We start from the raw sequence: 26,497 nt of genomic DNA on the forward strand, positions 1-26,497 counted from the left end.
TCAAGCCCATCGCCATGGAAGAAGGCCTGCGTTTCGCCATCCGTGAAGGCGGCCGCACCGTCGGCGCCGGCGTTGTCACCAAGGTCCTGGAGTAAGTTCCAAGACGATAAAAAAGGGAAGGCCTTCAGGCCTTCCCTTTTTCGTTCGGTTAGCCTGACGGTATGGCAAAACAGTTTGCAGCCATTGACCCGGACCACCAGGCGTTTATAGAGAAGCAGCCAGTCTTTTTCGTCGGCACAGCGGCGGCGGAAGGGCGGGTGAACGTATCGCCCAAGGGGATGGACAGCCTGCGGGTGCTGGGGCCTAACCGGGTGATGTGGCTTAATGTGACGGGCAGCGGCAACGAGACCGCCGTGCATCTACTGCAGTTGCCACGCATGACCCTGATGTTCTGCGCTTTTGAGGGTGCGCCGCTGATCCTGCGGCTGTACGGCACAGCCCGCATGGTTCAGCCGGACCAGACCGAGTGGCCTGACCTCTACGCCCAGTTCCTCCCGCTGCCGGCCGCGCGTCAGATCTACCTGATGGACGTCGATCTGGTACAGACCTCCTGCGGGATGGCTGTGCCGCTGATGGGCTTTCAGGCCGGGCGAGAAACCCTGAATGACGTTCACCGCACACTGGGCGAAGAACAATTGAGCGATTATCAGCAGAGCAAGAATACCCGCAGCATCGACGGCTTTCCGACAGGGCTGCTCATCGGCAAAATGCCCATCGCCGAAACTCGGCCTTCCTGAAACCGGCGGTGGACACCTTGACCATGACGGTTTATACTCGTGGGTGTTGCCCGCCACCCCGGCGGGCTTTTACCAGCGAATCATCCCGCCACGAGCGGGCGCTGGGAGCAGCGTTTCCTCTGGATTAGAGGAGCTGCGAAAGGAGCAGATCACCATGGCGAAAGACGGACCCCGCATTATCGTGAAAATGGAAAGCACTGCTGGCACAGGCTTCTACTACACCACCACCAAGAACCGCCGCAACACGCAGGCCAAGCTGGAACTGCGCAAGTATGACCCCATGGCCAAAAAGCATGTGGTCTTCAAGGAGAAGAAGGTCTGATTTCGGTTCTCTCTGGGCCAGCGTCTGCAGCCCAGAGATGCCGTTTCAGTTCCTTCCTCTCCCGCAGGTGAATGCATGAACTTGACTCAGTACTTCCGTGATTCGCGCGCTGAACTGGCCCGCGTGTCGTGGCCGACGCGCCAGCAGGTGTTCGAAGGCACGCAGGCCGTGCTGATCTTCGTCGTGGCCCTGTCCTTCATCGTGTATGTGCTGGACCTGCTATTCAGCAACCTGATCCGACTGGTGTTGCCATGAGCATCGAATGGTACGCCGTCCACACTTACGTGGGTCAGGAAGACCGTGTCGAACAGCACCTGATGGACCGCGCAGGGAAGCTGGGCATGCGCGGCACCAAGATCTTTCAGGTGCTGCAGCCCAGCGAGAAGGCTGTGGAACTGCGCGAGGGTGGCAAAAAGGAAACGGTGGAGCGCAAGCTGTTCCCCGGCTACGTTTTCGTGCAGATGGACGTGGAAGACGACGATTCACCCGGCGAACTGGGCGAGTCGTGGGAAGTGGTGCGCGGCACCAGTGGCGTGACCGGCTTCGTGGGCACGGCCACCCGTCCCGTTCCGCTGTCGTACGAGGAGGTCCAGCGTCTGCTGTCCTCGGTGGGCGTGGGCGTGCAGCCCAAGGCCGCGGAAGCGCCGCGCGTCAAGGCCGACTTCAAGGCGGGCGATATGGTGCGCGTCACCGGTGGTCCTTTCGCGGACTTCAGCGGTGTGATCAGCGAGATCAACGTGCCGCAGGCCAAGGTCAAGGTGCTGGTCAGCATCTTCGGCCGCGAAACGCCCGTGGAACTGGATTTCAGCCAGGTCGCCAAGTAGGCCCGGTCCCCCAGCTGCCGCACTTGGCAGAGAGGGGGCTGAGCGAGTAAAATGGAAAAGTTGCTGTCGAACTGCCCGACATGGGCAGCACAGGCGGAACTTAGCGCCAGCACCCCGGACACCTCAGGGGGAGCTAAGGAGTCGAAATGAAGAAAGTGACCGGTATCGTCAAATTGCAATTGCCTGCAGGCAAGGCCACCCCGGCCCCGCCTGTCGGCCCCGCGCTGGGTCAGTACGGCGCGAACATCATGGAGTTCACCAAGGCGTTCAACGCCCTGACCGCCGATAAGGGCGACGCGATCATCCCCGTCGAGATCACCATCTTCGCGGATCGTAGCTTCACCTTCATCACAAAGACCCCTCCCATGAGCTACCTGATCCGCAAGGCCGCTAACCTCCAGAAGGGCAGCGCCACGCCCAATAAGGCCAAGGTCGGCAAGCTGAACTGGGATCAGGTTCTGGAAATCGCCAAGACCAAGATGCCCGACTTGAACGCAGGCAGCGTGGAAGCCGCCGCCAACACCGTCGCGGGCACCGCGCGCAGCATGGGCGTCACCATTGAGGGAGGCCCCAATGCCTAAGCACGGCAAGCGCTACCGCGCACTGGAAGGCAAGGTCGACCACGCCCGCCAGTACACCATCGACGAGGCAGCTGCCCTGGTCAAGGACATCGCCACGGCGAAATTCGACGAGACGGTCGAGATTCACTTCCGTCTCGGCATCGATCCCCGCAAGAGTGACCAGAACGTGCGTGGCACGGTTTCCCTGCCGCACGGCACGGGCCGTAGCGTGCGCGTGGCCGTGATCACCAAGGGCGACAACATTGCGGCGGCCGAAGCGGCTGGCGCAGACGTGGCAGGCGGCGACGAGCTGATCGAGCGCATCGCCGGCGGCTTCATGGAGTTCGATGCCGTGGTGGCGACACCCGACATGATGGCCTCTGTGGGTCAGAAACTGGCCCGCCTGCTGGGGCCGCGCGGTCTGCTGCCCAACCCCAAGAGCGGCACGGTGGGGCCCGACGTGACCGGCATGGTCTCCAGCCTCAAGGCCGGACGCATCGAATTCCGCAACGACAAGACCGGCGTGATCCACGCACCTATCGGTAAGGCCAGCTTCGATCCGGCCAACCTGAGTGCCAACTACGCCGCGCTGGTCTCCGCGCTGGAAGGGGCCAAGCCCAGCAGCGCCAAGGGCGTGTTCCTGCGGACCGCTTTCCTGACCACCACGATGGGGCCGAGCATTCCGTTGAGCCTCAGCGCCCAGTCCTGACCATCCTCCTGAGGGAGCGGTCAGTCCTCTCCCTCATTCCTAACTTCCGGCACCCCGGTGCAACTTCGCACCTCTTCCCAATTCGTTTCTAGTGCGGCACCCAAGACAGCGGGGACCCTTGCCCGGTTTAAACATCCCGCCGAGTTGCCAGGCTGCGAAGTGCCAGAAGGCGAACTTGCACCTGCAGACTTGTTCAACCACGAGGAGGTTCACTGCGTGGCAAATCCCAAGAACGTGCAGACCCTCAGCACCCTCAAGCAGAGCCTGAATGAGATCGAGACGTTTTACGTCGTCGACTACCAGGGCCTGAGTGCCGGACAGCTGAGCAAACTGCGCCAAGACATCCGCGAGAAGGGCGGGCAGCTGATCGTTGCCAAGAACACCCTGATCGACCGTGCCCTTCAGGAGGGCGGCCGTGACTTCGCCGACACCCTGAAAGGTCCCAGCGCCTTGGTGCTGGCCCAGTCCGACCCCGCCGGTGTGGCGAAGGCCCTGGCTGACGCGGCCAAGGGCAACGACAGGGGCATCCCATCCGTCAAGGGCGGCTTCCTGGAAGGCAACAAGGTTGACGTGAGCGTCGTCAACCGCTTGGCCAGCCTGGGCAGCAAGGAAACCCTGCAGGCCGAGCTGGTCGGCGTCCTCAGCGCGCATCTCAGCAACTTCGTGGGGATCCTCGAAGCCTACAGAACCAAACTCGAAGAAGACGGCGCGGGCGCTTAAGCGTCTCCACCATTTTCCACCGAAATCTCTACAGCTCCATTCCCAGCATTAAATCCACTTCTGGAGGAACACCAACATGGCATACGACAAACAGGCAATGATCGACCAACTCGGCACTCTGACCATCATGGAACTCGCGGACCTGATCGACGGCCTCAAAGAGCAGTGGGGCGTTACCGCTGCTGTCTCGATGGGCGGTGGCGGCGCTGCGGCGGCTCCTGTGGCCGAAGAGAAGACCGAATTTGACGTGGTTCTGGTGAGCGCCGGGGCCAGCAAGATCAACGTCATTAAGGAAATCCGCGCCATCACCGGCCTGGGTCTGAAGGAAGCTAAGGACATGAGCGAGAAGGGCGGCGCGCTGAAGGAAGGCGTGGCGAAGGACGAGGCCGAGAAGATGAAGGCCCAGCTGGAAGCCGCCGGCGCCACCGTCGAGCTGAAGTAAGGCGTTCTAGATCCAAACCCCGTAACCGGGAGTGCAGCCCTCTGGTCCTCTATGGCCAGAGGGTTTTTTGTGGTCGAGTGGCTGACCGCTCAGGTTGTTCGCTGCGCCACAGCCTGCCGCACCAGCAGCGAGGCGTCCCGCCGCAGCAGTTCCACAGCCTCCGGGGGGAGATCGGCGCGGGCGGCCAGCACGAGCCGCACACCGTAATCGCCGTCCTGAAGCAACGTGCCCAGCACTTCCGGCAAGAGCTCAGGCCGGGCGGCCACCCGCGCCCGCACTTTCCAGATCGGGTGCAGGACGAGTTGTTGGAGGGTGCGTGTGTCCAGCGCAGGATGCGCGGCCACAGCCACCTGAAAGCGGGCGTCGGCATGCGCCAGCGCGTAACGCCTCAACCAGTCGGGGGCTTGAGACTGAGCCACTAGCGTCAACACGGCGTCAGACGGCCAGCGCTCCAGCAGATCAGGCTGGGCCAGCCGCAGCAGCTGCAGGGCCGGGTTGCCCAGCACCTCGGCAGGGTGGTCGGCAGCCAGATGCCCCAGCACAGCGGCAGGCGTGTTGGGATGGCCCGCCACTGCCGCGCGGGTGTTGGACGAGGGGTGTGCGGCCAGGAGCGTCAACTGCGCCGCGGTCAGCCCTGGCGCTAGTAGCGCTGTGCTGGGAGAAGATTCAGTTTCTCCTGCCATAACGCCAGCAACTCCTTGAGATCGTCCACGGGTTCATCGCCAGGATTCTTCGGGGTAATCTCGTCCAGCACCTCGAAGGTAAATGCGTCGGCACCATCGGCCCGCCAGTCGGCCTGCATGCTTTTCTGCGGATGCAGACCGTTCTGAAGCTGAAAGCGGATGCGGTTCAGCATGCCCTCCAGATGCAGACTGTGGCCCAGCAGGGTGCATCCGCTGGGCGTATGGGTCACGCGGTAGACCCCCATGCGCGGCGTGAAATCCTTGTACTGGCGCGGCGCAGTCATGCCTGTCCCACGAAGGCGGGGGCGGCCAGGTACAGGGTGTGTGTGCGGATGTCTTCAGGCCAGTCTCGCACCTGAGCTTCAAAGGCCGGGCCGTCGCCTGCGTACAGGGCTCGGGTGACGTCCTCGTAACCGGGCAGGTCACCCGCCATCACGCCCAGAAAACGGTCAGTGGCCGTCTGCGCCTGACGGCGGCGCTCACCGTCCGGATCAGCCTTGCGGGCCTCGTCGATCAGCCGTCGCAGCGCCGCCGAGGCTCCCCCGCGCTGGGCCTCCAGCCAGTCCCAGTGCCTGGGCAGCAACGTGACCTCACGCGCCACCACGCCGAGCCGGGGGCGCCCCGGACCCGTTTTTGCGGGGGCGGGGGTGTGTCGTTCCAGCACCTCCTCCAGGGTGCCCCGCAGATCGAAATCGGTCTGCCGGCCGGTCTGATCGTCGAAGGTCAGCAGAGGCTGGGAAGCCGCCCTCTCGTGAGTCTTGAGAAGACTCAGCACTTCCTGAAGCGGGGCGGTGAGCAGACGTTCCTCTCCCTGAAAGACAGTCCATGTCGGCAAGTGATCCATAGGAAAATACTATCCGGGTAGAATGACCAGAGCAATACCACCCGGGTAATATAAATGGCTTATTTCAGCTCACGCCTCAACCCAGAGGCCAGATCGAACCACTCGCGCTCCTGGCGACGGTAGAGCCCGGTGGCGCGGCTCTCGGTCTTTGCAATGGCCTCCAGGACCGTCTGCGCTTCGGCCGTGCGGCCCTGCTTGATCAGATAGGCGGCGTAGCGGGCACGCGGCTCCTCGGTGGTGGCGGCGGTCATGGCGTCGCGGTAGGTGGCGTCGGCCTGCGGGCGACCCTGGGCTTCCTGGGCCTGGGCCAGCAGGGTCAGGGCACGGGTCCGCGTGGCGGCGCTGGTCTTGAGGTCCACAGCGTTCAATCGGATCTCGGCCTCAGCGGGGTTGCCACGCGCCAGATCCAGTTCGGCGCTGGTGAGCAGCACCACTGGGTCGTCGGCATAGATGCCGCTCAAGAGCGGATCGAGCGTGGCCTGCGCCTCGTCGCGGCGTCCGGCGCGGGCCAGCAGGGCGGCCAGACCCGCGCGGTTCTCCAGGGTGTCACTCTCCAGGAGGCGTTCCTGTGAATCACGGATGCGGGTATCGAGCGGCTTGAGGGCCTCCACGCCACGTGAGACTGCCTGTCCGGCCACCCGTCCGCTGCCGCGCAGCGAGGGAATCAGTACCAGAAAGGTGTAAGCCAGAGCCCCCAACATGCCAAAAATGCTGCCCAGCAGGGCCCCGAAACCCAGCAGGAACATCCAGAAGATCTGCTGACGGGTCACGATGGCGTGCACCAGGCCCACTACGGCCAGCCCGCGCAACACGTTAAAAATCAGCGGAAGGTAGGGTTGGATGGCGTCCATTCGGCCCATGATAGACGGCCAGCCGCCCGAAGACAGGGGCCAGGATTGCTCCAGCCAGCACACAACACTCCCGGAGGCCGTTCAATTGACCGGAAGTTCAAAAAGTGAATTCACTCTCATCGAGATGCCGCCACACAAGAAAGTGGTGACACGCCACGGCTTAGGATACGGGCCTATGTCCAGCCACCTTTGCCTGCGGGCGCGCCTTCCTGGATTGCCGGGTGGTGTCTGGACCAGCGCGCTGTGAGGCGGGAGGCGACATGACCATGGGACCAGCAGACCGGCAGCCACTGCGGGTGGCCCTGCTGACGACCGCCCTCCTCGGGCTGGCCCATCTGGTCTGGGTGGCCCTACAGCCGCGCGGCGTGGGCGCGCACTGGTTGCCGCAGACCTTTGCGCTGGGTGTTCTGTACGCGTCGGCCCTGACCTGCTGGTTTGCGGCGCGCGTTCCACCCGACACCGCCCGGACCTGGCGCTGGATGGCGTGGGCGCTCGGCCTCTATGCTGTGAGCGATACGCTCTACGTCCTTCTCAGGTGGCTGAACGGGGCCGCGCCCTTTCCCCCGGCGCTGGACACCTTCTACCTGGGCTTCTACGTGCTGTTCATCCTGGCCTGCCTGGCCCTACCGCGCCAGCCCCTGCGGCGGGCCCAGGCCTGGCGGCTGACCCTGGATGTCGGCATCGTGGCGGGCGCCCTGGGCGTATCGCTGTGGTACGGAGCACTGGCCTCGGTGCAGGGGACGACGCAGGCAAGCCCGTTCGGCACCCTGGTCAACCTCAGCTACCCGGTCCTCGGGCTGTACGCGCTGGGGCTGCTGCTGATGGTCATCCGACGCCGTGAGCGCCTGCGACTGGAAGAAAGCCTGATGGCTCTGGGCCTCATGGCCTTCGTCATAGCGAACACGCTGCATCTGTTCGTTGATGACTACGGCGGCTTCGTGTCCGGTCTGCCGGTAGACCTTCTGTGGACCGCCGGAGCAACGCTGTTCGCAGTGGCGGCCTGGCATTCCCGGCGTGTTGTGCCGCCGGGCCATCCGGAGGTAGTGGTGGCCCGCGCCGCACCCCAATTCACTCACATCGTGTACACCCTGGCCCCCTATCTGGGCCTGACTGTCTGTTTTGCCCTGAGCCTGCTGACCCAGGGCGAGGATTCGCTGGCCGCACGCGGCGTCCTGTGGGGTACGGCGGGCGTAACGCTGCTGGTGGCTGCCCGCCAGATTGCGGCCCTGACCGACAATGCCGCCCTGACCGCACAGCTGGCCGCACTGAACGCCACCCTGGAAAGCCGCGTGGCCACCCGTACCGCTGAGGTCGAGCGGGGCCGCGCCCAGCTGGAAGTACACGCCCGCGAGCTGGCGTGGCAAGCCCATCACGATTCGTTGACGGGCCTGCCCAACCGCGCCGGTTTTCTGACCGCGCTGGGCGAAGCAGTGGAGCGCCAGCAACAGCCACCTGCAGGGGAACAGCAGGCCCCACCGCTGGCCGTCCTGTTCCTTGACCTGGACGGCTTCAAGGGGGTCAACGACACGCTGGGGCATACCGTGGGGGATCAATTGCTGATCAAGGTGGCCGCCCGCCTGCGCGGCGCACAGCTGCCCGGCGAGTTCACGGCCCGGCTGGGCGGCGACGAGTTTATGGTGCTGACCTCGCAACCGCCGCAGGCGCGCGCCCAGCAGGTGCTGGAGTTGTTCACCTCACCCTTCGATCTGGGAGGCCATCCGGTCAGGATCAGTGCTTCGGTGGGGGTTAGCGTGTATCCGGACAGCGGCGCTGACGCCGAGAGCCTGTATATGCACGCCGACGTCGCCATGTATGAGGCCAAACGCTCCGGTAAAGGTGCCGCTCGCCTCTTCCTGTCGCAGGTGACCCAGCAGCAGTCCCAGGCCGAGGTCAGTGAGCGGCTGCGCGGCGCGCTGGCACGTGGCGAGTTCAGCCTGTCCTACCAGCCCATCTGCAACGCGGCGCAGCAGACCGTGGCCCTAGAGGCTCTGCTGCGCTGGAACAGTCCGGAATTGGGCTTGCTGGTCCCCGGCCAGTTCCTCCCCACGGTCCAGCATCTCGGGCTGGATGATGCGCTGGGCAACTGGGTGCTGAACGAGGCCTGCGCCCAGCTTGCGCTCTGGCACGCAGCCGGTCGCGGTGGACTTCGGGTGGCCGTGAACATCTCACGCAGCCAGCTGGGGCGTCAGGACCTGCCGGGCCAGGTCAGCGCAGCGCTCGCCCGGTATGGCCTGAGCGGCCCCGATCTGGAACTTGAGGTCACCGAGCCGCCCACCGATGTCGAGGTTCAGGCCGCAGCCGTCATGCGCGCCGTGCAGGAACAGGGGGTGCACTGGTCCCTGGGCGGCTTCGGCGTGCAGCGTTCGGCCTTCGCGCCCCTGCTGCAACTGCCGGTGCAATTCATCAAGCTTGACCGCGGCCTGATCGGCGCCTTGGATGGTCCCCCGAGCGGGCAGGAACAGGCCCGACGCGCCGTGCAGGCCAGCGTCGCCCTGGCCAGAGCGCTCGGCCTGAGCGTGGTGGCCGAGGGCGTTGAAACCCGCGCGCAGTGGGCAGCGGCGACGGAGCTGGGCTGTGCCCTCACCCAGGGCTTCTGGCTGGGTCAGCCACAAAACGCTCTGAAAACCACCAGCAGGCTCGGGGCCGCACTGAAACAGCCGTTCCCTCCCCTGTGACCCCCGGCAGGGCAGGATCACCTCCCCTTGACCGAATCCTGTTCACCATCTATAGTCTTGAGGCTGGGAATCGAGGCGTAGCGCAGCCTGGTAGCGCACTACCTTGGGGTGGTAGGGGTCGTGAGTTCAAATCTCGCCGCCTCGACCAGCAAGGGCCTGCTCAATGAGCAGGTCTTTTTCGTTTTGATGAGCAGGCCAGATCACCAGAAGAAGCCCTCAACAACGCTGACGGCAACTGGCTTTGGGAGACCATTTCTAGGGTTGCATCTCGTGCCCAGGAGTCCGCTCACGCAGTAGGTTCCTGACCCTCTGGAGGGCACATTCGCGAAGTTCTTCAAAGACATGGCCGCCTACGTCAATAGAGTGCTGGCGTCGGGATGGACCAGGCAATCCGCCAATGCTTTGGAGCTCAAATCCTGATAGATCGCTAGCCGGCGGATGGCAGCTTTACCCTTTAAAACAGCCCTCGCCTTGAAAGCGGGGGCTGTTTCCTGTCCTATAGAGAACCCCATGACCCAGACCTCTCTCCAGCACGCCTGCCTGCTGCCATTGCTGCTCATGGCGTGCCAGAGCCCACAGCATCAGCCCAGCGCACCGCGCACCCTGCACGCGCAGAACGTGACCCCCAGTTCGCCCACCAGACACGTCAACGGCCAATCCCTGACCGCTGGTGGAGCCCTGAATCCAGGCGACACCATGACGGCCAAGCTGCCGCCCGCCCCACCCGTGGCAGTTGCGCCGGCGCCAGCCCTTGCATCTAATCCTTCCACGGCCGACACGGCAGGCTCCTGGGTTCCGTTCACCACGGAAGGGAAGCGATTCTTCCTGAGCCACCCCAGACGCGTGCGTTACGGCCTGGGCGACGTGTGGACTGTCAAAGACGGCCTGAGCGGCACCCTCACCTGTGGCAACGGCACCTTCGGCGATCCAGTCGTTGGGAAGACGAAAGTCTGCCAGGTATTTGTGCCTAGCGGGGCACAACCCACGCCTGCATCCCCACTGGTCTATGCCTCGCCCCTGACGATCACCCGAGGCGGCACGTACAGCGGCGCGTGGGAATCGCTGGACGCAAAGACGCCCGCCGTGCTTGTCATGACCGGCGAGCCGGTGGTCATCGAGAACTGTGCCCTGCGCGGGAAGGGCATCCTAATCAAGGCCCCGTGGGTGGCTGCCCAGCTCACCGTGCGCGGTTGCACGGGTCAGGGGCTGAACCCGGATGACGTGACCCGGACACCGGGCCGTTTCGTCCATGCCGAGGGGTTCAAGTCCGTCACCATCGAGCGCAACGCCCTGTCCGACACCAGCGGCATCTACCTGAACGGCTGGACGGGCGGCAACGTGGCCCCAGTGACCGTGCGCTACAACCGGGCACGAGACATCGAGGGCCGCTACAGCAACGGCAAGGGCGGCTTTCAGGACAAGTTCTACCGGGTCCAGTTCCTGCAATTGAACGACGTGAAGAACGCGCCCGGTGTGGACATCGGGTGGAACCGCATCGACAACACGGCGCGGAAGTCACACGTCGAGGACACCATCAGTCTTTTTGCGTCCAGCGGCGCGGCGGCCTCGCCGATCCGGGTGCACGACAATCTGATCAACGGGGCCTACGGCACGCCGCCATCGGGTCGGTACAGCGGCGGCGGCATCCTTTTGGGAGACGCTAGCGGAGAGCATCAGGAGGCTGTGGGAAACACGGTCCTGGAGACCAGCAATTACGGCATTGCCGTGGCGGGCGGCCATCACATGCGCGTCTTGGACAACGTGGTCCTGGGGACCGGCCAGTTGCCCGACGGCACCCTGCTGGACGCCGATCCCGACGCGGGCTTCTACGCCCGCAACTACAGCAAGAAGGCGAGTGACCCAGCCACTGTCGTCTTTCAGGACAACCTCTCCGGGTGGGGCCGTCCCACGAAGGACAACCCGAACGCCCGCTGGGATTACAACCTGGACCCTAAACAGGTCACCAGCATCAAGAACCGCAGCGCCCCCAAAGGCCCTGTTACACCGGCCATGCTGGCGCGGGCGGTGGCCGACTGGGAGGCACGGGCCAGGGCGGCAGGGCTGAGCGACGTGGATGAACTGTAGGAGGAGCTGACTTGGGCGACCTTGGGCCCGGCGACAGGTGCCGCTACCGGGGAAGCAACTTCCTCCAGCTCAACGGGGACAAAAGCCAGCGGACCTGTAGCCACCCACTGGACCCGGAAGGGCGACTCAAACTGGCCTTAGAGTCAGAAGTGACTGCCAGCCTAGGAGTTAGCGCGCGGTGGCCGGTAGACAACACCAAGATAGGCCGTCGGCAGTCAACACTGGAGGCGCAGGATTGAACCGGGTCCAGTTCCTGCCTGGTGACAGTCGCCTTGTCCGGCTCAGGGACAGCGCTACAGTGGACAGCAAGCCCCATACCCTGTGACGCCCCGCGCTGCCGGGCCACGCTCACGCCGACTCTTCTGTCCCGGAGGTTCTTCCCGATGCCGCACCCTACATCCAGCGACCACATCGACAACATGCTGCACGAGACCCGCGTCATTCAACCGCCTGCCGATTTCGTGGCGGGGGCGCACGTCACCCGTGAAGAGTACGAGCGCCGCTACCGCCAGAGCCTGGATGACCCGGACACCTTCTGGTCCGGGGTGGCCGGAGAACTGAGCTGGATGACCCCCTGGGAAACCGTGCTGGACTGGCAGGAGCCCCATGCCCGCTGGTTCGTGGGCGGTCAGACCAACATCGCGTATAACGCCCTGGATCGGCAGGTGGAGCGCGGCCTGGGTAGCAAGCGGGCCTTTATCTGGGAGGGCGAGGACGGCGAGGTCCGCACTTTCACCTACGCGGAATTGCTGGGGCAGGTCAAGCGGGCCGCCAACACCCTGCTTGATCTGGGGGTACAGACGGGGGACCGCGTGACGCTGTACCTGCCACTGATTCCCGAAGCCGCGATCGCCATGCTGGCCTGCGCCCGCATTGGCGCGGTGCACAGCGTGGTGTTCGGGGGTTTTTCCGTCTCGGCGCTGAGTGACCGCATCAACGACGCCGACAGCAAGGTGCTGGTCACTGCCGACGCGGGGCTGCGGCGCGGCGGGCTGGTGAACCTCAAGGGCAACGCCGACGAGGCCGCCGACCGGACGCCGGGCCTGAAACACATGCTGGTGGTGAACCGCGCGGGCAGCAACCCCCCCATGCAGGAGGGGCGCGACGTGTGGTGGCACGAAGCGCTGGCGGCCGCCTCCGACGAGCACGAGGCCACGCCACTGGACAGCGAGCATCCCCTGTTCGTGCTGTACACCTCCGGCAGCACGGGCAAGCCCAAGGGTGTGCTGCACACCACCGGCGGCTACATGGTGGGGACCTACCTGACCACCGGGACGGTCTTTGATCTGAAAGACGACGACGTGTTCTGGTGCACCGCCGACGTGGGCTGGGTGACCGGCCACAGCTACAGCGTGTACGGCCCGCTGCTGAACGGCGCGACGGTGGTGCTGTACGAGGGTGCGCCCAACCACCCGGACTGGGGGCGCTTTTGGGACATCGTGCAGAAGCACCGGGTGACCATCCTGTACACCGCGCCCACTGCGATTCGCGCGCTGATGCGCCAGGGCGACGCCATTCCAGCAAAATATGACCTGAGCAGCCTGCGCCTGCTGGGTTCGGTGGGCGAGCCGATCAACCCCGAGGCGTGGATGTGGTACGCCCGCGTGATCGGTGGGAACCGCTGCCCGGTAATCGACACGTGGTGGCAGACCGAGACCGGGAGCATCATGCTGACCACCTTGCCCGGCGCACACCCCGCCAAACCCGGCAGCGCGGGCCTGCCGATGTACGGCATCGAACCCGCCATCATGACCCGCTCGGGGGAGGAACTGGGACCGGACGACGGTGGCCTGCTGGTCATCAAGCGCCCCTGGCCCAGCATGTTGCGGACCGTGTACGGCGACGACGAGCGCTACCGCAAGTCGTACTGGGGCGAGATCGAGGGTGTGTACTTCGCGGGGGACGGGGCGCGCCGTGATGCCGACGGGTACATCACGGTCATGGGCCGGGTGGACGACGTGTTGAACGTCTCGGGGCACCGGCTGGGCACCATGGAGATCGAGTCGGCCCTGGTGGCCCATCCCAGCGTGGCCGAGGCCGCCGTGGTCGGCCGCCCCGACGACATCAAGGGGGAGTGCGTGGTGGCCTTCGTGCTGCCGCAGGGCGAGCAGACGGTGGACCCGGCAGAGTTGCGTGCCTACGTGGCCCGCGAGATCGGCGCCCTGGCCCGCCCGGACGCGATCTACATCGCCGACGCGCTGCCCAAGACCCGCAGCGGCAAGATCATGCGCCGTTTCCTGCGCCAGATCGCGGCGGGCAAGGCCATCGAGGGTGACACCAGCACACTGGAAGACCCCGGCGTGCTGGAGCGACTGGCCGAGACGGCGGCGGTCTAAGCCACCAGAAGGTGACCTCCTCCTTTCTGCTGGCCGTGCTGCCGCCACCCCAATTGGCCGCGCGCATCGGGCGCTTCCGGGTAGCCCACCACCTCAAGGATGCCGCTGCCGTGCCGCATATCACCGTCAAGGCCCGTAGCGGCCTGTCGCCGGACCTGGAGTGGCAGGCGCGTCTGCAGGAGGTGGTGGCCCGGCACGCTCCTGTACCCATGTCCATCGGCGGTCCCCGGCTGTTCAGCAACGGCACGGCACTGTATCTGGAGGCCAGCAGCCCGGCGGCGGTGCGGCTTCACCTGGCCCTGCTGGAGGCGCTGCAAGTGCGCGAGTCTGGGACCCGCTTCTTTGGCTACGAAGGGCCAGGGCTGAACTTGCACCTCTCGCTGGCCCTGAAACGGCGCGGCGTGGACCTGCCCGAAGTGCTGACGGCCGCGCAGACTGAATTTGCCGATCTGGAACGGGAACCGCTGAGATTTACTGGTCAGACCATCACCCTGATGCGCAAGCCGGGGCCGGGCGGCTTCTACGCGCCGTTGCAGGAGTGGCCGCTGCTCGCATGAACGCGTGGGGACTTCCGGCAGCACCCGCTAGGCCAGAATAGTCAGCATGTACGAGACGGAAGTGGTGGGCCTGAGCGTCCGGCCCCGGCGAAAAGGGTGGCCGACGCTGGATCTGGGGCCGTTCTTCATGTTCTTTGGCGTCTCTGGCACGGACCACGGGCGCGAGGCGCGCATGGAAAAACGGTTCGAGCAGGAGTACTTCTCCAACGCGGTAACGCTGCATCTGGCCTCTGCGCTGGAGCCAGGGATCTATACCCTGCATGGTCTGCCCGACGAGGCCAACAGACGCGGCTGGACGGTGGGACCGGGGGGCGGCAACCCCACTGGTCACCTGAGCGCCGACGGCCTGGAGGTCTTGCGGGAGTGGATGCGCCGCAAGCCCGCACAGAGAGACCGCCGCGTGCGGCCCGAGGCCCCCTCCCACTCCACCTGAAGCGCAGTCCGTACGGCCCCGTACCGACAGCCCGCGCAGGGTGACGTCTACTGCGACCATGAACACCCTGATTCTGGGAGCCACAGGCGGAATCGGCGCGGCAACGGCCCGCGCACTGGCCGGTGGGGGCGCCAAGCTCACCCTCAGCGGGCGCGACGAGGCCAGGCTGTTGGCCCTGGCCAGCGAACTGGGCGCCGCCTCGCGGGTGGCCGACGTGGGCTACGAGAGCCATATCAAGGCGCTGTTTGACGGCCTGGATGGGCTGGACACGCTGATCTACGCGGCGGGGGCGGCCATGCCCGAACCGCTCAAGGCTGCGGACCCCGCTAAGGTCCGTGCGGTGTGGAACGCCAACTATTTCGGGGCGCTGTGGGTTTTGAAACACGGGCTGGAACGCCTGAACACGGGCGGACGGGTGTACCTGCTGGGTGCCCGTCCGGAACTGGTTACCGCTCGCGGCTTCTCACAGTACGCTGCGAGCAAGGCCGCCCTAGCCCGCGCCGCCGAGATTGCCCGGCTGGAAGCGCGCGGCGTCACGGTAACACTGGTGCTCCCGCCCGCTGTGGATACAGCCCTGTGGGCGCAGGTGGGCAAGGCCCCCAGAGGGGCGATCACGCCGGAAGAAGTGGCGCGGGCCATTGCCGCAGACCGGGCGGGGCCAGGCGGGACAGAACTCCGCGTCTCTGCCTGATTCCCGCTTGCAATCTGGCGGAAAGCAATCTCCGGCAGCCTCTGGGAGGCCGGCTGTCCTAGACTCGGCGCATGGGCATCACACAGAACAGTGAACGGATTCGCGTAGGCTTGGAGGGCGAGATGCCCGACGGCTTCCAGACCGCCGTGGAGATGGACGGGGTCGGCGTGCTGGTGGTGAGGTACGAGGGGCAGTTCTACGCCCTGCGCAACAACTGCACCCACCAGGATTACCCGCTGCTGGGCGGCGAGGTGAGCATGGGCCGGATCACCTGCCAGAAGCACGGCGCAAAATTTGAACTGACGACCGGCAAGCCCAAATCCCTGCCCGCCGTGAAACCGGTCCGGCTGTTTAGGACCGAGATCGAGGACGGCGTGGTGTACGTCTCAGCGCTGTAGGAGACAACAAGGTAGGAGGCCGCGCCGAACTAATCCCCGGTGCGGCCTCCACCCTTATTGCAGCCTAGCGGCGGTTGCGGTCCCTGTCGCCCAGGTTCGTGCCGCCGATCTCGCTCTGGAGTTCAGTGGGCTCACCGGGGGGCAGATCGCCGGGCTGCTCGCGCACATGCGGCACCACCTCCTCGCTGGGAGGAGTGTACCTGGGGTTCTGATCGGGATCGACCAGAGGATAGGGATCCAGGGCCGCCGCCGGGTTGACGCCTAAACCTGCCGTGGGCACCACCTCGTCCAGCGCCTCACCGCCCAAGCCTGCGACAGTCTCCGCCCCGGCAAATTCGGGAGATTCGGGGGTATGTTCCATCGCCTTCACGTCGCGCGTCGCCAGATGATCGTACTTGCCGGTGATGTCATGGCCACTCTCCGAAGCCTGCGGAGGGGCGCCCTGCAAATGGTCACTGCTCCCCACGCGGTCATCGCCCGGCGTGGTGGTGTAGACCACCGCGTGGTTGTCCTTGGGATCAGGGGTGTCGAAGCCCGTGACCGCGCCGCTGCGCCCGTCGGTTTCCGGGCCGATCACATTGGGGTTGGGAACGTCGGTCTTGCGCTCATCACTCATGCCCCAGTCTGTCCCAGGACCCCCTAAGGCGGATACGCGCCGCCTTCCCGGTTTCTTGAGGCTCCATGAACATTCGCCCAACCCAGTCAGCCCGGTCAGATTCGGCAGCCTCAGCTCAGCAGCAGCAACACTTCCCCGTGGCCCTCTTCCTGCGCCAGATCGGCGGCGCTGCGTCCATCCCCGGTGAGGCTCTCAGGGCGCGCCCCGTGCCCGAGCAGCAGCGCAACGAGTTGCGCGTTGCCGTTCTGCGCCGCGCCCATCAGCGGCGTGAAGCCGTCCTGCTGTGCCGCGTTCACGTCGGCCCCCGCCTCCACCAGCGTCCGGGCCAGCTCGGTGTGGTTGCCGGCCACCGCCGAATGCAGCGGTCCCACCCGCATGGCGTTCTGGCTGACCGCGTTCACGTCCGACCCGCGCGCAAGGAGCAACGCCGCCACCTCCGCCTGCCCGAAAAAGGCCGCGAGGCCCAGCGGCGAGAAGCCGTCGGGACTGACCGCGTTCAGCAGCGCGGCGTCCGCGTCAAGCAGCGCCCCCACGCGTCCCGCCTCGCCGACAGCTGCCGCCTCGAAGACGTTCAGCGACGCACCCTCCTCCACCAGCACGCGAGCCATCTGAGGGTGATGGTAATAGGCGGCGAACAGGACCGGAGACACGCCCATGGGGCTGACGGCCTCCAGCAGGGCGCGGTCCTGCTGAATCAGTTCACGCACCGCCTGCCCATCGTTGGCGCGGATGGCCAGGAACAGTTCCTTTTCGGAGGCGGTGGTCATGTTAATTCCTGGCCCGGACCACCACGGCGATGCCCATGCCGCCGCCGATGCACAGGCTGGCGACGCCGGTTTCCTTGCCGGTGCGCCGCAACGCGTGGACCAGCGTGACCAGCACCCGCGCCCCACTCGCGCCGATGGGGTGGCCCAGCGCGATGGCACCGCCCGTGATGTTCACCTTCTCCGGATCCGCGCCCAGATCGCGCACCACAGCCAGCGACTGCGCGGCGAAGGCCTCGTTCAGCTCCAGCAGGTCCACGTCGTCCAGCCCCAGCCCGGCCCGCTCCAGTGCGATAGGAACGGCCTTCGCCGGGCCAATGCCCATCACTTTCGGATCGACGCCGATGGCCGCGTAGCTGCTGATCTCGGCCAGCACACTCAGGCCGTTGGCCTGCGCGTAGTCCTCGGTGGTCACGGCCAGCATCGCCGCGCCGTCGTTCAGGCCGCTGGCATTGCCCGCCGTCACGCTGCCGTCCTTCTTGAAGGCGGGGCGCAACTTCGCCAGCGCCTCCGCGGAGGTGGCCCGCGGGTACTCGTCCGTATCGAAAGTGGTGGGGCCTTTCTTGCCAGGCACTTCCACCGCCACCAGCTCGTCGGCAAAATGCCCGCCCGCCAGCGCGGTGGCCGCCCGGTTCTGGCTTTCCAGCGCGAAGGCGTCCTGCTCCTCACGGGTAAGGCCCCACTGCGCGGCGATGTTTTCCGCCGTGATGCCCATGTGATAGTCGTTGAACACGTCGGTCAGGCCTTCACTCAGGATGCTGTCCAGCGCCTGCGCGTGGCCCAGCCGGTAACCCTCGCGGGCGCGGGGCAGCAGGTACGGGGCGCGGCTCATGGACTCGGTGCCGCCCGCCAGATACAGTTTGCCGTCGCCGGACTTGAGGCCCTGTGCGGCGCTGATGACGGCCTGCAGGCCGCTGCCGCACACGCGGTTGACCGTCAATCCCGGTACATGGTCCGCCAGCCCAGCGCCCAGGGCCACCTGCCGCGCCACGTTCATGCCCACACCCGCCTGCAACACGTTGCCCACGATCACGTCGGCGATGTCGTCGCCGGGCAATCCAGCGGCGGCCGCCCGCGCCGCCGCCACGCCCAGCTCGGCGGCGGACACGTCCTTCAGCCCGCCCAGAAAGCTGCCAATCGGCGTGCGCCGGGCCGCCACGATCACGATCTTCGTTCCGTTGTGAGTCATGGCCTGAGTCTAGCGGGACAGGCCACAGAAGGGGTTGGACCGCCCTTGAGGCTCCGGTCCAGTTGCCCCCAGCATCCGCGCCTACATTACGCTCGCGCCCTCGCGCAACAGAATCGGCCCGTCAAAGGCGGCGGGCAGCCATTCGGTCTGTTCGTGAATGGCCTGGGGCGGGCAGGACCGCAGACAGGCCATACAACCGGTGCAGGCGCTGAGATTCAGCAGCAGGCTGACGCTGCCGTCATCCCCTATCTCGCGGTCTATGGCGTCGGTGGGGCAGACGTTGTGGCAGACCGGACAATCGATGCAGGTATCGTCCACCACGGGTGCGGGCCAGTGAACCGGGGCCTGAGGGGCGGGGGCGGGCTTGAGGCTCAGCCTGCGCCACTTCCACTCCTCGGGCGTGCGCTCCTCCGGTTCGCTCCAGTCCACGAAGGGCAGGGGCGACTCGGGGATGCTCTGGGCCAGTTGCGCCTTGCCCGCCCGGAACAACGCCCCAAAGGCCCCCCGGCGGGAGACCCGCACGGCCCGCTCGGCGTCCTCGGGGGTGGCGGCGCGCACGGTCACGCGGGCCGGACGGCCGGTGGCCGCGCGGAGCAACCCGGTCTCGGCCACCACCGCTTCCAGGCGTTGCGGCACATTCGGCGCTCCCACCGGACACGTTTCACACTCGCCGTGGATCAGGGTCAGCGGCGTGCCCCACGCGCCCGCTGCCGACAGCACCGCCGGGGTCACGCGGCCCAGACAGGGCAGTTGCGGGCCGCCCGCGCCGCTCTGCGGACAGGTCAGGCTGGCCTCGCCCTCTCCCGCCGCGGCGCCGTCCTCGGCCTTCTGATCGCGCACGTTCTGCAGTGTAGGCTGAAGGCCGTACTCCAGCGCCCCCGTGGGGCACGCCTGCACGCAGATGCCGCAGCCGGTGCAGGCGTCGGCGTCAATCTGGATGGCCGACCCCACCAGGCCGGTCAGGACGGCGTTGTGCGGGCAGACGTCGCGGCAGATATCGCAGCCGCCCACCGCCTGACGTTCCAACAGGCAACGCGGCGGCGTGTAGCGCGGGACGAGGTTGCCCGAGTCGTCGAGGCGGGAAAGGAGGCCCTGAAGCATGGGTGGAGTCTACGCGGGGAGCGGCAGAGACAAGAGGAGCCAACTCCCGATGAGACGGCTTCCCTGAAAGAGCAGGCCCAGCGCGGTCACCATGCAGGGAACACGCAGGGCCACGAGGCTCCCGGGGACGTGGAATGCCATCCCGCGCCCATTAGACTCCTGCCCATGACCCCTTCCCGCCTGTCCGGCTGGCTGCTGGCCCTGCCCGCGCTGGTCTTCACGGCGCTGCTGCTGGCGGTGCCCCTGGGGCGCACGCTGGCCGAGGGCGGCGTGCAGGCCGGCGTGTGGCGCGATCCGTACTTCCTGGGCCGTCTGGGCTGGACACTGGCGCAGGCGGGCGGCACGGCGCTGCTGGCGCTGCTGATCGGTGCGCCGCTGGCCTATCTGCTCTCCAGGGCGGACCTTCCGGGCAAGGGGCTGTTCATGCGGTTGCTGCTGCTGCCCTTCGTGACGCCCACCCTCGTGGCGGTGCTGGGCCTCTCGGCGCTGCTGGGGCCGCGCGGCTGGCTGACAACGCTCACCGGGGTGGACCTCAGCGACACGCCCGCACTGATCATTCTGGGCAACCTGTTTTTCAATCTGCCGGTGATGATTCGCCTGGCCCACGGCGGTTTCTCGCGCGTGCCCCCTCACCTGATCGGCGCGGCGCGGACGCTGGGCGCGAACAGCTGGCGGGCGGCGCTGGGCGTGGCGCTGCCGCTGGCCCTGCCCGGTCTGGCGGCGGGACTGGTGCTGGTGTTCCTGTACTCGGCCCTGAGCTTCGGGCTGCCACTGGCGCTGGGCGGCGAGCAGTACGCGACCCTGGAGGTAGAGATCTACACCCTGACCGCCCTGCAACTGCGGCTGTCGGAGGCCAGCGCCCTGATCGCGGGCCAGTTGCTCCTGACGCTGATCGCCACCTGGGCCTATACCGGCCTGACGCGCGGCGGTACGGGCGTACCGGTCTCCGGCCTGCCGCCCGCGCGGGGGGGCGTCCTGGCAGGCATCCTGGGGCTGGGGGCGGTCACGCTGCTCATTTGCTTCGCGCCGCTGCTGGCCGTGGTGGCACGCGGGCTGCTGGGTTCGGGGGGGCCGACGCTGCTGTACTGGCAGGGCATCCTGACAGACCCGGACACGCCGCTGCTGCTGGGCAACACCCTGCGTTTCGGCGCGCTGGCGCTCGTGGGCGCCACCGTACTGGGCGGGCTATACGCGCTGGGGGCGTGGCTGGCGCGTTCGCGCCTTCTCGATCTGGTCTCGCTGCTGCCCCTGATGGTCTCGCCCGTCTCGCTGGCGGTGGGCTACCTGCTGGCCTATCCGGCGCTGGCGGCCACCTTGCCCATGCTAATCGCGGCCTACACGCTGCTGGCGCTGCCCCTCGTGGTGCGCTCGGTGCTGCCAGCGCTGCGTGCACTGCCCCCCCGGCTGTTCGAGGCCGCCCGCACCCTGGGCGCTGGCCCGCTGGCTGCCCAGCGCACGGTCACGCTGCCCCTGACGCTGCCCGCCCTGCGCGGCGGCGTGGCGCTGGCCCTCGCCACCGTGCTGGGCGAGTTCGGCGCCACCCTGGTGCTGACCCGCCCGGAGTGGGCCACCCTGAGCGTGGGCCTGTATGACCGTCTGGGCCGCCCCGGCGAGCGCAATCTGGGTGAGGCGTGCGCGCTGGCCACCGTGCTGCTGCTACTGTCCGCGACGGCCTTCACGGTGCTGGACGGTGGCGAAGGAGAGGTCACGTGATGCTGCCGCTTTGCACCGTGCGGGCAGGTCAGCGCGTAGTTTGGGCGCTAGCTTGAGGAACGTGCTGCCCCCCGCCCTCACCACCCACCACCTGTCCAAGGCCTTCGGCTCCGTGCAGGCAGCCCACGCTGTCTCCCTGACCGTGGCGGCGGGCGAGACCCTGGCCCTGCTCGGCCCCAGCGGCTGCGGCAAGAGCACGGTGCTGCGGATGGTGGCGGGACTGGAACGCCCGGACGCGGGGCGGGTGGAAATTGGCGGGCGCGACGTGACCGCCCTGCCCCCGGAGGCGCGGCACACGGGGCTGGTGTTTCAGGATTACGCGCTGTTTCCGCACCTGAGCGTGCTGGACAACGTGGCCTACGGTCCCCGCATGCGCGGCGCAGCGCGGGCGGAGGCGCACGGGCGGGCACAGGAGGCGCTGACCCTGGTCAACCTGCCGGAGCTGGCAACCCGCAAACCGGGGCAACTGTCCGGCGGCCAGGCACAGCGGGTGGCACTGGCCCGCGCGCTGGCGACCAATTCGCCGCTGCTGCTGCTCGACGAGCCGCTGAGCAACCTGGACGAACGCCTGCGGGCCGAACTGCGAAGCGACTTGCGCGACCTGTTCAGGCGCGTCGGCGCGGGCGTGCTGCTGGTCACGCATGATCAGCGCGAGGCCCTGGCGCTGGCCGGACAGGCGGCGGTGATGCGGGCCGGGCAGATCGTGCAAACGGGCGCGGCCCGCGAGGTCTTCGATCGGCCTGCCACAGCCTGGGTGGCCGCGTTCCTGGGCTGGGCGAATGTGCTGGAGCGGGACGGCGGGCAGGCGCTGCTGGTTCCCGAAAAGGCTGTCCTGCTGGGCAAGGGCGACATGTTCACACTGACTTCCCGCCACGCCACAGAAGCGGGCGAGACGGTCACGGTGGCGCATCCGCTGGGACAGCTGACCCTGAACCTGAGCGCGCGCGAAGTGGGACTGATCGACGGGCAGGGTCTGCGGCTGGAGGTGGCCATGACGCAGGTCCAGGAAGTGATAGATGACCGCGCCTGACGTGGGTAACATACTGTAGTGGTAACGACAAACCCGGCATCAATCCCCTGGAGGAAACCGATGAACAGAACGCGGTGGAAACGGAACCTGGGCCTCACGGCAGCCCTGCTGGGCACCCTGGCGGGCGCACAGACCTACAGCGGCCCGAAAGCTGTGGTGTACATCGGCGACAGGTGGTGCCGGGGCGGTTACTGCTCGGGCAGCGTCTACAACGCCTTCGACGAGGCCATGAACAAGGCGCTGACTGCCAGTGGATACGTGGAGGCTGTTCGCAAGGAGGGCGCGCCGCTTGAGCTGGCCGGCGGCGTCACCAGCGTCAGCGGCACCGGGAGCGTTTGCCTGCCCATCGTGGGGTGCCTGAGTGGCAAGACGGTGCGCGCCAGCATGGAACTGACCGACACAGCCAGCGGCACGGTCAAATGGAATGAGAGCTGCGAGGGCACCAGCGGCGGCGTCAGCACTTGGGGCTGGTGGGGCGGCAGCGTGTACCTCGACAGCGATGAAGGCAAGGCAGTGGCCGACTGCGCCGGGAAACTGGTGCAGAAGCTGACGGCCAGCGGCGTGCTGACTCCGTATCTGGGCCAGACGGGAGCGGTCAAGACGGTGGCTGCGCCTGCGACGGCTCCGGCGCCCGCCGCACCCCCTGCCGCACAGGCCAGTCAGCCCGTCGAGCAACTGGCCGGCATGCTCAAGACGCTGGCCTTCGCGGATATGAACGCGCTGTTCACCAGCGATCCCTACAACCCGGTCAAGGTCAAGGAACTGAACGCGGCGGCCACCAGTGCCACACTGGCCAGCGCCTCACGCGTGCAGCTCAAGGTCACGTCCACCGAGAACGCTGGGGCGTACCAGTTGATCGGCGTGACCTACACGCTGCCTGGCGGCCAGGAAAAGTTCGTGCAACTGGCCGTCACGGCTGACCCGGGGCTCAATCCACGCGGCGGGACCCGGTTGCTGTACCTGTCGGCGTTTAACCCGCTGCGGACCTCCACCCCCGCACTGGATGGCCTGAGCCGGAATGTCGAGACCCTGCTGGGCGACCTGCACACCGCACTGGGTCTGCCCGGTCTATAGACGCGGAACCCCTACACTGCTCGGGTGATCGCCTGGATTCTCGTTGGCGGGCGGCTGACCCCCTCACCCGCGCTACTCACGCTGCCGCGTCCTGCGCTGGTGGTCGCGGCGGATGGCGGCGCACGCCACGCGGCAGGGCTGGGCGTGACTGTGGACGCCTGGGTGGGCGATTTCGATTCCTCGGAAGGCGTGCAGGTGGACGCTCCGCGCGAGGTCCACCCGGCGGTCAAGAACGAGACCGACGCAGAGCTGGCCGTGCGCTTGGCCCTGGGACGCGGGGCCACCGAACTGGTGTTCCTGGGGGCCTTCGGCGGGCGCTTTGACCACGCGGCGGCCCTGCTGCTGGGCAGCGTGCGGCTGGCGCAGGAAGGCCTGCGCGTGACCCTGACCAGCGGCGACGAGTGGGCCTGGCCGCTGCTGCCTTCCTCTCCCCTGTCGCTGGTCCTGCCCCCCGGCGTGACCCTGAGTGTCGTGGCCTGCCATGACCTGCGCGGCCTGACGCTGGGCGGCGCGCGCTGGCCGCTGCACGGCGCGGACGTGCCGCTGGGCAGCGGCTGGACCATCAGCAACGAGACGAACGGCGAGACCGTAACCGCCGCCCTGCAAGGGGGCTATGCGCTGATCACGGCCCTGTGGAGCGGAGCGCAGGCCTGAGGACCTGGCTGCCCTACAGCCTGACCACCATCTTCCCGGTGTTCTGTCCGGTCAGCAGGCCCATGAACGCGCCGGGCATGTTCTCAATCCCGTCCACGACCGTCTCGTCGTAATGCAGCTGGCCGGACGCGATCCAGCCACCCACCTCCTGCACAAACTGAGAAAACAGGTGGCTGTAGGTGCCGACGATAAAGCCCTTGAGGGTCAGTTGCTTGCCGATGGCCAGCGCCAGATTGCGCGGGGCACTGGGGGCCTCGGTGGCGTTGTACTGGCTGATGGCCCCGCACAGCGCCGCCCGTCCAAAGGTGTTGAAGGAGGACAGCGCCGCTTCCAGATGATCGCCGCCCACGTTGTCGAAATACACGTCGATCCCGTCCGGCGCGGCCTCGCGCAGCAGCCTGGCGACTGAACCGTCCTTGTAGTTAAAGGCGGTATCGAAGCCCAGCTTTTCGGTCAAGTGCGCCACCTTGTCGGCAGACCCCGCGCTGCCGATCACGCGCGCCGCACCCTTCAACCGCGCAATCTGGCCCACCGCGCTGCCCACCGCGCCCGCCGCACCCGACACGAATACCACGTCCCCTTCCCTGAAGGCGGCCACGTCCAGCAGCCCCGCGTAGGCGGTCAGGCCGGGCATCCCCAGAATGCCCAGGTACGCGCTGGGTGAGACGCCCTCCCTGGCCTCCACCTTGCGGGCCGCCCTGGCCGGGAGCAGTGCGTGGGTTCGCCAGCCCTGATCGTGCAGCACCAGATCGCCCACGTTCAGGCCGTCTGCGTTCGAGGCCAGCACCTCGCCCACCGCGCCGCCCGTCATGGTCTCGTTCAGCGCGAAGGGCGGTGTGTAGGATTTGGTGTCGTTCATGCGTCCGCGCATGTAGGGATCGACGCTCAGGAACAGGTTGCGGACCAGGACCTCGCCGTCCCCGGGCTGGCCCAGTTCGCGCTCCACCAGCGCAAAGTCGCTGTCCACCGGCGCCCCCTGGGGACGGGCGGCCAGTTGAATCTCGCGGGACATCGTTTTTTTAGAAGTCGTCATGGGGCTATTGGGCTGCGTGCCGGACCGATTGTTTGTGAGCCGGAATGCAATGAGAGGCAGCCTGGACCCACCCTTCAGGCGTCCGGGCTGGCAGCGGCAGCCTTGCGCACCAGCGGCAGGATCGTCAGCCCCTGCACGGCGATGGTAAACAGCACGATGGCGTAGGTGACGGTCACGATGTGCGTGCGGTACGGGGTGGCGGGCAGGCTCAGGGCCAGACTGATGGCAATGCCGCCCCGCAGACCGCCCCAGGTCAACAGCCGCACGGTGTACGCGCCATAACCCTCGCGGGCGCGGACCAGCGCGAAGGGCAGCACGACGCTGATCCAGCGGGCCGCCAGCGCTACGGCGATCAGCACGGCGCTGGCGATCAGCTGCGCCCCGGTGGTGCGGGTCAGCAGCACGTCCAGTCCGATAAAGGCGAACAGCACGATGTTCAGCACCTGGTCGATGGTTTCCCAGAAACTCTCCACCAGTTCGCCGGTTTCCTGGCTGAAGACCGCGTGCCGGTTGGCCGAGATCACCAGCCCGGCCATCACCATCGCCAGCGGGCCACTGACCCCCATCGCGGCGGCGGCCACGTAGCCGCCCACCACCAATGCCAGCGTGACCAGCACCTCCACGGCGTGCTGGTTGATGCTCCGCAGCAGCAGGTAGCCACACCCCCCCAGGAGACCCCCGAACAGCAGTCCCCCACCCGCCTCGCGCGCGAACAGCGTCAGCACCTCCAGCGCGCTCACGCCGCCGTCGTGCCGTCCACCGATTCCGGCGACGCCCGCCAGTGCCAGAAAGATCACCACGCCCACGCCGTCGTTGAACAGGCTTTCTCCGGCAATCAGCGTTTCGATCCGTTTGGGCACCCGCGCCCGCTTCAACAGGTCCAGCACCGCCACCGGATCGGTGGGACTGATCAGCGCCCCGAACAGCAGCGCCCAGATCAGCGGCACGTCCAGCCCCATCAGCCCAAAGACGAAGTATGCGGCAAAGCCGATCAGGAATGTGCTGATCAACGTACTGAGAAAGGCCAGCGTCAGGATGCTGCCACGCTGACGCAACAGTTGCCGGGCGTCCAGACTCAGCGCCCCGGCAAACAGCAGCACAGCCAGGATGCCGTTGAGCACAAAGTTGGTGAAGTTAAGCGTCTTCAGCAGTTCCGCAGCCCAGCCGCGCACGCCGGGAATCAGCCCCATGGCATCGAGGGTGATCAGCACGATGCTCGCCAGCGCCCCCGACAGCGTGACACCCACAGTCGTCGGAAAGTGGAGGTACCGTTCGTTGAGGTAGGCGAGCAGCGCCGTGACGCACAGCAGCGTGGCGAAGGCGGTCAGCATCGGCTCAAGGATAGAGCGTCTTTAACATCTGCCGCCCTGTTCCAACCCGACTCATGGGGTCTGAACGAGTGCAACAGGAGTCTCGGCGGCACCCTGGCCTGTCGCCCTGTGCCGCCGAGATCAAT

The 26,497-nt window shown here is 66.8% G+C and carries 30 protein-coding genes and 1 tRNA gene; 21 read left to right on the plus strand and 10 right to left on the minus strand.

Annotated elements, in window-relative coordinates; translation table 11 throughout:
* The 9 genes from HNQ08_RS20220 to rplL form a co-directional block, all read left to right on the plus strand.
* On the plus strand, nt 1-95 hold a 95-nt coding region (locus tag HNQ08_RS20220), incomplete at its 5' end, for an EF-Tu C-terminal domain-related protein (protein ID WP_133009300.1).
* A 66-nt stretch (nt 96-161) separates the two neighbouring features.
* Nucleotides 162-737, plus strand: coding sequence for a pyridoxamine 5'-phosphate oxidase family protein (locus tag HNQ08_RS20225; protein ID WP_184136232.1), 576 nt, complete (start codon nt 162-164; stop codon nt 735-737).
* Nucleotides 738-891: 154 nt separating this feature from the next.
* On the plus strand, nt 892-1,059 hold the full coding sequence (rpmG, locus tag HNQ08_RS20230; RefSeq protein WP_029479293.1) for a 50S ribosomal protein L33: 168 nt from the start codon (nt 892-894) through the stop codon (nt 1,057-1,059).
* Nucleotides 1,060-1,134: 75 nt separating this feature from the next.
* Nucleotides 1,135-1,314, plus strand: coding sequence for a preprotein translocase subunit SecE (gene secE / locus HNQ08_RS20235; RefSeq protein WP_184136234.1), 180 nt, complete (start codon nt 1,135-1,137; stop codon nt 1,312-1,314).
* Entirely contained in the window at nt 1,311-1,883 is a 573-nt protein-coding gene (gene nusG / locus HNQ08_RS20240) for a transcription termination/antitermination protein NusG (RefSeq protein ID WP_184136236.1), read from the plus strand. Before secE ends, nusG begins: the two co-directional genes overlap by 4 nt.
* 146 nt (nt 1,884-2,029) lie before the next feature.
* A complete protein-coding gene (rplK, locus tag HNQ08_RS20245; protein ID WP_184136238.1) occupies nt 2,030-2,464 on the plus strand; it encodes a 50S ribosomal protein L11 in 435 nt (144 codons plus the stop codon).
* Nucleotides 2,457-3,152 (plus strand): 50S ribosomal protein L1, encoded by a 696-nt coding sequence (rplA, locus tag HNQ08_RS20250; protein ID WP_184136240.1) that lies wholly within the window; start codon nt 2,457-2,459, stop codon nt 3,150-3,152. The genes rplK and rplA overlap by 8 nt, the downstream gene beginning before the upstream one ends.
* A 216-nt stretch (nt 3,153-3,368) precedes the next feature.
* The gene (gene rplJ / locus HNQ08_RS20255; RefSeq protein WP_184136242.1) at nt 3,369-3,872 is read left to right on the plus strand and encodes a 50S ribosomal protein L10; all 504 of its coding nucleotides are present in this window, start codon (nt 3,369-3,371) and stop codon (nt 3,870-3,872) included.
* Nucleotides 3,873-3,948: 76 nt separating this feature from the next.
* The gene (gene rplL / locus HNQ08_RS20260; RefSeq protein WP_184136245.1) at nt 3,949-4,314 is read left to right on the plus strand and encodes a 50S ribosomal protein L7/L12; all 366 of its coding nucleotides are present in this window, start codon (nt 3,949-3,951) and stop codon (nt 4,312-4,314) included.
* A gap of 89 nt (nt 4,315-4,403) precedes the next feature.
* On the opposite strand, the gene HNQ08_RS20265 is transcribed toward rplL, so the two are convergent.
* The 4 genes from HNQ08_RS20265 to HNQ08_RS20280 are packed head-to-tail and all read right to left on the minus strand — an operon-like array spanning nt 4,404 to nt 6,692.
* Nucleotides 4,404-4,997, minus strand: a complete 594-nt coding sequence (locus tag HNQ08_RS20265; RefSeq protein ID WP_184136247.1) for a hypothetical protein — start codon at nt 4,995-4,997, stop codon at nt 4,404-4,406.
* Nucleotides 4,955-5,281, minus strand: a complete 327-nt coding sequence (locus tag HNQ08_RS20270; protein WP_184136249.1) for a GIY-YIG nuclease family protein — start codon at nt 5,279-5,281, stop codon at nt 4,955-4,957. Before HNQ08_RS20270 ends, HNQ08_RS20265 begins: the two co-directional genes overlap by 43 nt.
* Nucleotides 5,278-5,841 carry a DUF2239 family protein gene (locus HNQ08_RS20275; protein WP_184136251.1) on the minus strand — a complete coding sequence of 188 codons (564 nt, stop codon included), beginning with the start codon at nt 5,839-5,841 and terminating at the stop codon, nt 5,278-5,280. The genes HNQ08_RS20270 and HNQ08_RS20275 overlap by 4 nt, the downstream gene beginning before the upstream one ends.
* Nucleotides 5,842-5,900: 59 nt before the next feature.
* Nucleotides 5,901-6,692, minus strand: a complete 792-nt coding sequence (locus HNQ08_RS20280; protein ID WP_184136253.1) for a tetratricopeptide repeat protein — start codon at nt 6,690-6,692, stop codon at nt 5,901-5,903.
* Between the two features lie 260 nt (nt 6,693-6,952).
* Between HNQ08_RS20280 and HNQ08_RS20285 the strand changes: the two genes are divergently transcribed.
* The 8 genes from HNQ08_RS20285 (at nt 6,953) to HNQ08_RS20320 (ending at nt 15,867) form a co-directional block, all read left to right on the plus strand.
* Nucleotides 6,953-9,367 carry a putative bifunctional diguanylate cyclase/phosphodiesterase gene (locus HNQ08_RS20285; RefSeq protein ID WP_184136255.1) on the plus strand — a complete coding sequence of 805 codons (2,415 nt, stop codon included), beginning with the start codon at nt 6,953-6,955 and terminating at the stop codon, nt 9,365-9,367.
* 71 nt (nt 9,368-9,438) lie between these two features.
* Nucleotides 9,439-9,515: transfer RNA gene (locus HNQ08_RS20290), tRNA-Pro, on the plus strand.
* A gap of 362 nt (nt 9,516-9,877) precedes the next feature.
* Complete coding sequence (locus tag HNQ08_RS20295) at nt 9,878-11,452, plus strand: right-handed parallel beta-helix repeat-containing protein (protein ID WP_184136257.1); 1,575 nt, start codon at nt 9,878-9,880, stop codon at nt 11,450-11,452.
* Between the two features lie 383 nt (nt 11,453-11,835).
* Entirely contained in the window at nt 11,836-13,788 is a 1,953-nt protein-coding gene (acs, locus tag HNQ08_RS20300; protein WP_184136259.1) for an acetate--CoA ligase, read from the plus strand.
* Nucleotides 13,789-13,799: 11 nt separating this feature from the next.
* Nucleotides 13,800-14,345, plus strand: a complete 546-nt coding sequence (locus HNQ08_RS20305; protein ID WP_184136261.1) for a 2'-5' RNA ligase family protein — start codon at nt 13,800-13,802, stop codon at nt 14,343-14,345.
* Nucleotides 14,346-14,391: 46 nt separating this feature from the next.
* On the plus strand, nt 14,392-14,778 hold the full coding sequence (locus HNQ08_RS20310) for a hypothetical protein (protein ID WP_184136263.1): 387 nt from the start codon (nt 14,392-14,394) through the stop codon (nt 14,776-14,778).
* A gap of 58 nt (nt 14,779-14,836) precedes the next feature.
* Nucleotides 14,837-15,469, plus strand: coding sequence for an SDR family NAD(P)-dependent oxidoreductase (locus tag HNQ08_RS20315; protein WP_184136265.1), 633 nt, complete (start codon nt 14,837-14,839; stop codon nt 15,467-15,469).
* 71 nt (nt 15,470-15,540) lie between these two features.
* The gene (locus tag HNQ08_RS20320) at nt 15,541-15,867 is read left to right on the plus strand and encodes a non-heme iron oxygenase ferredoxin subunit (RefSeq protein WP_184136267.1); all 327 of its coding nucleotides are present in this window, start codon (nt 15,541-15,543) and stop codon (nt 15,865-15,867) included.
* A 64-nt stretch (nt 15,868-15,931) separates the two neighbouring features.
* Here the strand turns inward: HNQ08_RS20320 and HNQ08_RS20325 are convergent, their stop codons facing one another.
* The 4 genes from HNQ08_RS20325 to HNQ08_RS20340 form a co-directional block, all read right to left on the minus strand.
* Entirely contained in the window at nt 15,932-16,483 is a 552-nt protein-coding gene (locus HNQ08_RS20325) for a hypothetical protein (protein ID WP_184136269.1), read from the minus strand.
* A 110-nt stretch (nt 16,484-16,593) separates the two neighbouring features.
* Nucleotides 16,594-17,250 (minus strand): ankyrin repeat domain-containing protein, encoded by a 657-nt coding sequence (locus HNQ08_RS20330; RefSeq protein WP_184136271.1) that lies wholly within the window; start codon nt 17,248-17,250, stop codon nt 16,594-16,596.
* A 1-nt stretch (nt 17,251) separates the two neighbouring features.
* Complete coding sequence (locus tag HNQ08_RS20335; protein ID WP_184136273.1) at nt 17,252-18,436, minus strand: acetyl-CoA C-acetyltransferase; 1,185 nt, start codon at nt 18,434-18,436, stop codon at nt 17,252-17,254.
* A gap of 81 nt (nt 18,437-18,517) precedes the next feature.
* Entirely contained in the window at nt 18,518-19,537 is a 1,020-nt protein-coding gene (locus HNQ08_RS20340) for a 4Fe-4S binding protein (protein ID WP_184136275.1), read from the minus strand.
* Nucleotides 19,538-19,702: 165 nt separating this feature from the next.
* On the opposite strand from HNQ08_RS20340, the gene HNQ08_RS20345 reads away from it, so the two are divergent.
* From HNQ08_RS20345 to HNQ08_RS20360, 4 genes are all read left to right on the plus strand, one after another.
* The gene (locus tag HNQ08_RS20345) at nt 19,703-21,250 is read left to right on the plus strand and encodes an ABC transporter permease (protein WP_184136277.1); all 1,548 of its coding nucleotides are present in this window, start codon (nt 19,703-19,705) and stop codon (nt 21,248-21,250) included.
* 61 nt (nt 21,251-21,311) lie between these two features.
* Entirely contained in the window at nt 21,312-22,280 is a 969-nt protein-coding gene (locus HNQ08_RS20350) for an ABC transporter ATP-binding protein (protein WP_184136279.1), read from the plus strand.
* Between the two features lie 60 nt (nt 22,281-22,340).
* A complete protein-coding gene (locus HNQ08_RS20355) occupies nt 22,341-23,354 on the plus strand; it encodes a hypothetical protein (RefSeq protein WP_184136281.1) in 1,014 nt (337 codons plus the stop codon).
* Nucleotides 23,355-23,378: 24 nt separating this feature from the next.
* A complete protein-coding gene (locus tag HNQ08_RS20360) occupies nt 23,379-24,008 on the plus strand; it encodes a thiamine diphosphokinase (RefSeq protein WP_184136283.1) in 630 nt (209 codons plus the stop codon).
* A 13-nt stretch (nt 24,009-24,021) separates the two neighbouring features.
* Here HNQ08_RS20360 and HNQ08_RS20365 read toward each other — a convergent pair whose 3' ends face one another.
* Together HNQ08_RS20365 and HNQ08_RS20370 are read right to left on the minus strand one after the other, a co-directional pair.
* Nucleotides 24,022-25,041 carry an NADP-dependent oxidoreductase gene (locus HNQ08_RS20365; RefSeq protein WP_184136285.1) on the minus strand — a complete coding sequence of 340 codons (1,020 nt, stop codon included), beginning with the start codon at nt 25,039-25,041 and terminating at the stop codon, nt 24,022-24,024.
* A 74-nt stretch (nt 25,042-25,115) separates the two neighbouring features.
* Nucleotides 25,116-26,372, minus strand: a complete 1,257-nt coding sequence (locus HNQ08_RS20370; RefSeq protein ID WP_184136287.1) for a cation:proton antiporter — start codon at nt 26,370-26,372, stop codon at nt 25,116-25,118.
* Nucleotides 26,373-26,497 lie beyond the last annotated feature (125 nt).

Source organism: Deinococcus humi, assembly GCF_014201875.1.
GTDB classification, from domain to species: domain Bacteria; phylum Deinococcota; class Deinococci; order Deinococcales; family Deinococcaceae; genus Deinococcus; species Deinococcus humi.

Excerpts from the sequence above, each read along its gene's own strand:
- HNQ08_RS20225 (WP_184136232.1), top strand. The coding sequence starts at position 162 with ATGGCAAAACAGTTTGCAGCCATTGACCCGGACCACCAGGCGTTTATA.
- rpmG (WP_029479293.1), top strand. The coding sequence starts at position 892 with ATGGCGAAAGACGGACCCCGCATTATCGTGAAAATGGAAAGCACTGCT.
- secE (WP_184136234.1), top strand. The coding sequence starts at position 1,135 with ATGAACTTGACTCAGTACTTCCGTGATTCGCGCGCTGAACTGGCCCGC.
- nusG (WP_184136236.1), top strand. The coding sequence starts at position 1,311 with ATGAGCATCGAATGGTACGCCGTCCACACTTACGTGGGTCAGGAAGAC.
- rplK (WP_184136238.1), top strand. The coding sequence starts at position 2,030 with ATGAAGAAAGTGACCGGTATCGTCAAATTGCAATTGCCTGCAGGCAAG.
- rplA (WP_184136240.1), top strand. The coding sequence starts at position 2,457 with ATGCCTAAGCACGGCAAGCGCTACCGCGCACTGGAAGGCAAGGTCGAC.
- rplL (WP_184136245.1), top strand. The coding sequence starts at position 3,949 with ATGGCATACGACAAACAGGCAATGATCGACCAACTCGGCACTCTGACC.
- HNQ08_RS20265 (WP_184136247.1), bottom strand. The coding sequence starts at position 4,997 with ATGGCAGGAGAAACTGAATCTTCTCCCAGCACAGCGCTACTAGCGCCA.
- HNQ08_RS20270 (WP_184136249.1), bottom strand. The coding sequence starts at position 5,281 with ATGACTGCGCCGCGCCAGTACAAGGATTTCACGCCGCGCATGGGGGTC.
- HNQ08_RS20275 (WP_184136251.1), bottom strand. The coding sequence starts at position 5,841 with ATGGATCACTTGCCGACATGGACTGTCTTTCAGGGAGAGGAACGTCTG.
- HNQ08_RS20280 (WP_184136253.1), bottom strand. The coding sequence starts at position 6,692 with ATGGACGCCATCCAACCCTACCTTCCGCTGATTTTTAACGTGTTGCGC.
- HNQ08_RS20285 (WP_184136255.1), top strand. The coding sequence starts at position 6,953 with ATGACCATGGGACCAGCAGACCGGCAGCCACTGCGGGTGGCCCTGCTG.
- HNQ08_RS20295 (WP_184136257.1), top strand. The coding sequence starts at position 9,878 with ATGACCCAGACCTCTCTCCAGCACGCCTGCCTGCTGCCATTGCTGCTC.
- acs (WP_184136259.1), top strand. The coding sequence starts at position 11,836 with ATGCCGCACCCTACATCCAGCGACCACATCGACAACATGCTGCACGAG.
- HNQ08_RS20310 (WP_184136263.1), top strand. The coding sequence starts at position 14,392 with ATGTACGAGACGGAAGTGGTGGGCCTGAGCGTCCGGCCCCGGCGAAAA.
- HNQ08_RS20315 (WP_184136265.1), top strand. The coding sequence starts at position 14,837 with ATGAACACCCTGATTCTGGGAGCCACAGGCGGAATCGGCGCGGCAACG.
- HNQ08_RS20320 (WP_184136267.1), top strand. The coding sequence starts at position 15,541 with ATGGGCATCACACAGAACAGTGAACGGATTCGCGTAGGCTTGGAGGGC.
- HNQ08_RS20325 (WP_184136269.1), bottom strand. The coding sequence starts at position 16,483 with ATGAGTGATGAGCGCAAGACCGACGTTCCCAACCCCAATGTGATCGGC.
- HNQ08_RS20330 (WP_184136271.1), bottom strand. The coding sequence starts at position 17,250 with ATGACCACCGCCTCCGAAAAGGAACTGTTCCTGGCCATCCGCGCCAAC.
- HNQ08_RS20335 (WP_184136273.1), bottom strand. The coding sequence starts at position 18,436 with ATGACTCACAACGGAACGAAGATCGTGATCGTGGCGGCCCGGCGCACG.
- HNQ08_RS20340 (WP_184136275.1), bottom strand. The coding sequence starts at position 19,537 with ATGCTTCAGGGCCTCCTTTCCCGCCTCGACGACTCGGGCAACCTCGTC.
- HNQ08_RS20345 (WP_184136277.1), top strand. The coding sequence starts at position 19,703 with ATGACCCCTTCCCGCCTGTCCGGCTGGCTGCTGGCCCTGCCCGCGCTG.
- HNQ08_RS20355 (WP_184136281.1), top strand. The coding sequence starts at position 22,341 with ATGAACAGAACGCGGTGGAAACGGAACCTGGGCCTCACGGCAGCCCTG.
- HNQ08_RS20365 (WP_184136285.1), bottom strand. The coding sequence starts at position 25,041 with ATGACGACTTCTAAAAAAACGATGTCCCGCGAGATTCAACTGGCCGCC.
- HNQ08_RS20370 (WP_184136287.1), bottom strand. The coding sequence starts at position 26,372 with ATGCTGACCGCCTTCGCCACGCTGCTGTGCGTCACGGCGCTGCTCGCC.